The organism is Nitrospira sp. BLG_2, from assembly GCF_049222245.1.
In genome coordinates, this window is the sequence record NZ_JBLYIG010000469.1 from 1 (window position 1) to 5647 (window position 5647).

Genomic DNA, 5647 nt, shown 5'->3' on the forward strand with positions numbered 1-5647 from the left:
CGTCTAACGCAAAGAAGTGGCGCTCATTGATTCTTGTTTCTGAATACGTGCCACCACATCTACAACGATCTGCTCGGTTAAGAGTCCACCCTTGATATATTCTTGAACAACTCCCTTTTCATCAATGAATACGCTCACAGGCAACCCGAAAACACCGAACTGGTTCGCCACTTTGTTATCTCGGTCCATAAGCACCGGAAATGTATGGCCATGTTGCCTAATGTGCTCACGCACTTTAGCGTCGTCTTCCAGTTCGTTTATGGCCAGCACTACGAATCCCTTTTCACGCAGCTTGTCATAGACGGTCTGCATGGCCGACATTTCCTTTGTGCAGGGTTTGCACCAAGTAGCCCAAAAATTTACCAAAACAATCTTCCCCCGATATTGGCTCAAGCTCTGTAAGTTCCCTTCCAGATCGGTCAGACGAAAGTCTTCCGCAGCCGTGCCCACCGCCGGAACTCGCGAGCCCATTCCCCATACCAACCCACTGCCGATAAGAAGCATGAAGCCGGTGACCAAAACTGTCGGCGACGTCCGGTTTGTGGATTGACTCATTTGCCTATTCCTCTTCGAGGACAACCTACAGCGGCTTTAGTTGTCCTGCGCTCCTTGATGCACTCGCCGCCACAACTCGCAGGATACGTGGCTTGAAGAAACTCATCTCATCAAAACATGTCCTTGTTTCACCCGGAATAGAATCTTTGTCACATGGTCAAAGCGCTCTATAGGATTACCGGCCAGCACGAGAAAACTGGCCTCATATCCTTCCTGCAACCGGCCGATGCGCCGGCCCATGAAAATTGCCTTCGGAGTGCTTTCACACCACAGCTTGAGCAATGTGAGATTGTCAAAGGCTCCCAGCTCACGCAAATGCAACGCCTCGGCGACCGATGTTTCGGCATGGTCACTGCCGATGGCGAGCTGTGCTCCCTTACGATGCAAAAGGCGCAAATTGGCTTTCATGACATCCCGCGCCGACGCATCTCCGTCTGAATGGTGCAATGATGGATGACGATGGACGCCGCCCCCGTGGTGATGAGGATCCTCTGCGGCGTGCTCGCGGTGGGCCGGCATGAGAGATCCTGCAATAGTCGTCGTGATGATCACGACTCGACCCGATGCGGCGCGATCGGCGTCTTCGTCGGTCAACCGCGCCGAAGCGATATTTTGCGGCGCGGACGTCCACCATCCGGGAAGGTGAGTGATTTCATCCACCCCGGCGTCTATCGCACGACGAAAATCTTCCGCAGTCTCCACGTGGCTGCTGACACGTAATCCGGCTCCATGGGCCTTGCGTACGATCGCAGGCACGAGATTCGGATTTAAGCCGCTGTGAGCATTCAGGGTCGAGGCCGGCGTCCGGTGCTCAAAATCTTCCGAGTGTGCTAAAAATATTTTGATGAAGTCCGGTTTACCGGAGAGGATCAACTTCCATTTCTCCACAAGGTCATGTTCGCTATCGACGGAAAAGTACGCCCGGTTATTGAACCAGCCTTTCGCAATCGGGCCGAGAATCGGGGCATAACGGGAACCTGAAAGCATCTCTTCATACAAGGGTTCCGGATGCCCTCCCGTGGCAGTCAAGCCACCATTGGAAAAGACCACATCTATGCTGGTAGGCACGTTGACACGGGATCGAATTCGGTCGGTAAACTCTCCGATATTTCCAGGAATCTTGACGTAAAACACACCGTCTTCCAGATAACGCCTGACGACGGCGTCAATGTTCCAAGGCCCCTCGACATTGTGATTGTGCGCTTCGCCGAATGGCGGCACCACGAACCCGTCGCGGAGATCTACGACTTCGTCCACATGAGCTGGAGCGGTTCGCGTCAGAAGACCATCCACGACATAGAAGGTATCGTGCCGAAACTCTTCACCATCAAACCACCGCCCGTTGGTGAATTGGTACTGCTTCGCCGTCGCGTTTTGTTCACTCACCGCGACCGAAGGAGTCGGAACCCCCACACAGGAAACACCAACCAGAACTAAACCCTTGAGGCAGACGAACGTTCTCATAGAGAGATTCCCCTCGAACAAAACCGCTGTGTCATGTGTTGGAGCATATATCCGTCAAAACTTATACTCCACGCCGCCAAACGCGCTGATGCCTAGCCCTGGGTTGGCAAACCGTCTGAGCGCGTCATTGACGATCACGGCACCGGCATACGTCTTGTCGGTCAAATTGCGACCTTCCGCATAGAGCGTCAGATTCTTCGTGACATTCCAGCCCGACCTGAAATTCACGATAAAGTAGGCCGGGGCCTTCTCCGTATTGAGATAATCCGTGTAAATACCGGTCATCACCCATTCCATATTGGGTGCGAGCCACCATCCCTGAGGATGGTCATAGCGGAGTTCCCCGGCCAGATTGTGCTCAGGCGCGCCGGCGACCGTGTTTCCCGCGGCGGCGATCAGCACGTTGGGTCCACCCACGCCGCCACCGCGCACATCCTCCGTAAACTTGAAGTGAGACCACGTATAGGCCGCTCGCACTTGCAAGCTGTCGTTCATCCCGCCCCCGGATGTGAACAATCCTCTGGCCAGCGCCATCGCTCCTCCCGCTTCGACGCCAACATGGCGTGTGCCGTTCGCATTCTGAAAGGTACTTTGATTGTTGATATTCGAGGCGAGAATCTCCTTGGTCATTTCCAAGTCATAGACCGTCACATCCCAGGTGTAGCGCTTATCCACCGAGGCACCGCGGTAGCCCAGCTCAAACTGCCAGGCTCGTTGCGCGTCGAGATTCAGAAACCCTGTGTTGGGGGAGCCATCCGCATTGACTGAGGACAATAACTCCAGATTGAGCGGAGGCTCATACGCTCGGCTGGCATTGAAATACAGTTGGGACGTGGGGGTCGTCCTGTACACGAAGCCAAGCTTGGGACTGATCGCATCGAAGTGGGTGAGCGGCTGGCGGATGTTAGCCAGTGTGGAGTCGGCCGTCTGCGTCGGAGGCCCGACCGGCGCGTAATTATTGACGGTTCCTTGCCGAGTCGAATAATCCCACCGTGCGCCGAGCACCACCGTGAATTTCTCGGTCAGATCCAACGCATCCTCACCGTACACACCCACGTAAAAGGTCCGCAGCAACGCATTCTGCGTGATCGCTCCGGCAGTGCCTCGGATATTCACGTAACGTCGCTGATTCTGGTCGAGATAGCGCGGCTGCACTCCGACGACAAGCGAATTGGCCATGCCGAAGAGCGGGTTCGCGTTCGAATAGCGTAGTTCGCCCCCGACGTTATGGTTGTCCTGGCGGATCGTTTGGAAAATGGGATGGTCGAGGTACTGGTACGAATAATAGGGAATGATCTCGATGAATTGATTGGTGGCAAACTCGTTCCGGTAAGCGATACCGATCCGTTGGAGATTGTAATACCGTCCGTATTTACAGGTCTGATTATCGAGCACGCATGCGAAAAAGTTTCCTCCGGACGGATTCGCCCCAGGGGTTTGTCCGCCAACTTGTCTTGGATTCGCGAACAGTTGCTCGCCCGTGAGCGCTCCAGGAATCGACTCAGACACGTTGGCTTGGAGGAAATACGCACGGATCTCCTGATGCGTGCCGAGCTGCAACCCCACATTGGCATTGACTCGCTGCCTAGCCTGTTCACTGTGCTCCTGAAAGCCATCCTGCCGATTACCGGACGCGCTGATGTAATAGTCCGCCGTCGCGTCCATATTTCCAATCTTGAACGGCGTGGTGACTTTCCCGCTGGACACTTGGCCACTGACTAATCCGAAGCTTCCCCCGATCACCCGCATTTGAAGGATGGAGGCGTTGTATCCGGTCCGAGGCACAAAATTAATCGCGCCTCCCATCGCATTGGCGCCATACCGAAGGGCATTCGCCCCTTTGTAGACTTCGATCCGCTCGTAGGCCAGTAGATCGATGGATTCAAAATCAGAAAAGCCGTCCGCATCTCCGAAAGGAATGCCGTTGATCAAGATATTGATGCCGCGATGATGAAAATTATTCCGCAACGATGTGCCGCGGATTTGGAATTGTCCTTCATCCGCTCCAAACCGAGATTGAAACCGGACGCCGGGAGCGAATTGCAGCACATCGTGGAGATTCAATGCCCGTGACTGCACAATTTCCTTCTCTTCGATGAGGATACTACTGGCGGGCCGCTTGGCGAGTTCCTTTTTCACAGCATCGATATTTTCGATTCGCTGGCCTTCTACTTGGATCGGCTCCATCTCTATAACCTCGGCGTCTTCTTTCTTTTCGGAACCACCTTGAGCCCACACCGGCGACATACTTAAACTCATGCCCACGGCCCAAACAGCTCCCGCAAATAGCAGACAACAAGATTTCTTACGGCTCCCCACCATCCCGGATCCTCCTCGATTGTGCGCCTTTTCCTTATGATCCCTTTGACCGACGTGCGCCTCGATCCACCGCATCCGACATCCAATGCCGGCGCTCACGCCTTCCACCGAGGTTGCCGGTTCGAGGGACATCCATCGTGCCCTCTGCCCGGTTGAGTGCCATATTCATCGTTTTCTTACCCGAATAAGGGCGGGGCAAAGGAGGAGGCAGGCACCCTTCGCCCCGCGCTTGGCCCGAGCCGGAGGCAGCCTGCTCGGGCAACACACTGGATTTTCGCTGTTACGTGAATGAGTCGAAGCGAACTACGCGGGACGTGACGAATGAATTGACCCGCTATCGCTTATGCACGCCTGACGAAAGGGAATGATGGAGGAGCACGAGTCGGAACGCTGGAAGGTTGTTGCGCAAGACACAGTCGATGAACGTTGGGGTCGTGAAGTCCGTCCACCAGCTCCGTGACGGTTGGTGGAGATCCGCTTGCGTCGGCGGCATCTGCCGTCGCCTGGCAAGCCCAGTTGCAGAGCACGTGATGATCGGATGATCCTTTCTCACTATGGTGGTGCTGATGATGGTCAGCATGAGCCGGTGCGCACCCCGCAGCTACTACAGTCAATGCGCTGTAGATCAATGCCACAAGCCCGATGACATACACATTCTGACGGGAGATATGGGAATGCATTATGAGTCTCACTCAAGCGAGCCATCTCTATACGGCACACCGGACAACGTGTCTACCGATGTTTGCTCATCGATGCTACACGTAGTCACACAATCGGCGTTGTCACTACCTGGCTCGCTCAAACGTGCTGAACGAATTGCTCTCATTGTTTTCAACTAAGTCGACGATGGACTGGCGGAAGATTCGCAAACTCCCTTTGCCGATCTTCGTGCCGCGCAATCGCCCTTCCTCGACCCATCGATAGATCGTCCACCGACTGACCGACAGCAGCTCCGCTGCCTCGCCTACTCGTACCAGCGTCTTTTCCATGGTGCTCGTCACCGCTCGACTCGCATCTTCAGTCAGAAACATTGGACATCTCCTTTGCAAAATTCGGCTTGATTCATGCCTGGCACGGAACAGACTCATGGAGGATCGGATTATGGCGCCGGCTGCTTGCCCTGCGTGGGGCCAAGTTTACCCATCTTCACAACCAGCCGATTGTTCGGCCAGGCCTGCTCGCTCCAAGCCAAGGCTACGGTTCCATTTGGATGAACGGCGACGGTCGGGGCCTCGGCCTTTGCGCCGTCGCTGAGAGCCTGAACCGGTCCGAATGTGCGGCCCCGATCGAGAGACAGACGCATGACCGC

The 5647-nt window shown here is 55.1% G+C and carries 5 protein-coding genes; all 5 read right to left on the reverse strand.

The genetic code is table 11. The features are described from left to right. Positions 1-3 precede the first annotated feature (3 nt). Positions 4-555: a peroxiredoxin family protein gene (locus tag ACOSYY_RS12750; protein ID WP_421662835.1), complete on the reverse strand. Its 552-nt coding sequence runs from the start codon at positions 553-555 to the stop codon at positions 4-6. A 102-nt stretch (positions 556-657) separates the two neighbouring features. Next, a complete protein-coding gene (locus ACOSYY_RS12755; protein WP_421662836.1) occupies positions 658-2019 on the reverse strand; it encodes an amidohydrolase family protein in 1362 nt (453 codons plus the stop codon). 54 nt (positions 2020-2073) lie between these two features. Then, the gene (locus ACOSYY_RS12760) at positions 2074-4470 is read right to left on the reverse strand and encodes a TonB-dependent receptor family protein (protein WP_421662837.1); all 2397 of its coding nucleotides are present in this window, start codon (positions 4468-4470) and stop codon (positions 2074-2076) included. Positions 4471-5123: 653 nt separating this feature from the next. Further along, the gene (locus ACOSYY_RS12765; RefSeq protein WP_421662838.1) at positions 5124-5369 is read right to left on the reverse strand and encodes a helix-turn-helix transcriptional regulator; all 246 of its coding nucleotides are present in this window, start codon (positions 5367-5369) and stop codon (positions 5124-5126) included. Between the two features lie 68 nt (positions 5370-5437). Then, positions 5438-5647, reverse strand: a 210-nt coding sequence (locus ACOSYY_RS12770; RefSeq protein WP_421662839.1) for a hypothetical protein, incomplete at its 5' end; no start/stop codon positions are given.